Source organism: Dietzia sp. Cai40, assembly GCF_014145165.1.
GTDB lineage: Bacteria > Actinomycetota > Actinomycetes > Mycobacteriales > Mycobacteriaceae > Dietzia > Dietzia natronolimnaea.
This window is the reverse complement of sequence record NZ_JAALEB010000071.1, coordinates 1-1,251: the sequence shown is the minus strand read 5'-3', so window position 1 is coordinate 1,251 and position 1,251 is coordinate 1. Positions and strand designations below refer to the sequence as shown.

At 73.6% G+C, this 1,251-nt stretch carries 1 protein-coding gene; it reads left to right on the top strand.

The genetic code is table 11. From position 1 onward, the window contains the following. A partial coding sequence (locus tag G6022_RS03495; RefSeq protein WP_182691010.1) for an FAD-binding oxidoreductase occupies positions 1–1,132 on the top strand: 1,132 nt, incomplete at its 5' end. Between the last annotated feature and the right edge of the window lie 119 nt (positions 1,133–1,251).

The window sequence follows — 1,251 nt, the reverse complement described above, 5'->3', positions numbered from 1 at the left end:
CCTCCGCGACCTCCTCGCCGACCCGCGCTTCATCGAATTGTTCGCCCGTGCTCTGCGGGAGGCCGACCCGGATTTCCGCGAACTGTTCCCCCGCGACGCCTCCGGGGTGCTCGGCGAGTTCGTCCGCGCCATGACGTGGGCGCTCGAGACCGTCGAGGACGCCCACGGGGACGAGGCCGAGGTCGCCCAGGTGGTGGAATTCGCCCGCCACCTGGGCGCCGACCACCGCAAACTCGAGCTCTCCCCCCGCCACCACCAGCGCTTCGGCGAGGCCCTCGCCAGCACTCTCCGCCACCTGGCCGGCCGCGGCTGGGACGACCGACTGTCCACCACTCTGGGCACCGCGTACCGGGCGCTGTCGACCGCGCTCCAGGAGGGCGCGGCCGACGGCCAGGGACCCGCGAGGGTCGGCGCGACCGTCGTCGAGGTCCTCCGGCCGACCCGCGACGTGGTGGTGGTCAGGCTGATCTCCGACGTGATGGTGGACTACCACCCGGGCCAGTACCTGAGCGTCCTGACGCCGTACACACCGGGCGTGTGGCGCCGGTTCAGCCCGTCGATCCCGGCCAACCCGGCCGGCCAGATCGAGTTCCACGTCCGCGACGTCCCCGGGGGTGCGCTCAGCGGATCCCTGGTCCGGGGGGTCGGGGTGGGTGACCGGTGGGTCCTGGCGAGGCCGCTCGGACTGCTCGAGGTGGACCGCACCGAACCCGTCCGCGACGTGCTGATGGTGGCCGGCGGCACCGGCATCGCCCCGCTGCGCTGCCTACTGTTGGACATGATGCGCCACGGTTTCAACCCGCGCGTGCACCTGTTCTACGGCGCGCGTCACCCCGGCGACCTCTACGATCTGCCGACGCTCGTCGACCTGGCCGCCACCGCCCCGTGGCTGACCATCCAACCGGTCTCCGAGCAGGACACCGACCCGTGGTGGGCCGGCGCGCGCCAGGACCTGCCCCGCACACTGCACCGGCGTCAGACAGGGACGCTGGTGGACGTGGTGACCGGCTGGGGTTCGTGGGCGGATCGCCAGGTGCTGCTGGCCGGGTCGCCGGAGATGCTGCGCGCCACCGTCCGCGGGATGGTGGCGGTCGGCACCCCCCGGGAGAATATGAGGTTCGACCGGCTCTGACCGACTGCCGGGCCGGGCCGGCGATCAGGACTCCTCGGCGTCCCCCTCGGCGCGGTCGCCGCCGTCCTCTGCGGCGTCCTCACCCGCGGCCGCGCCCTCCTCGACCCCACCGGCCCCCG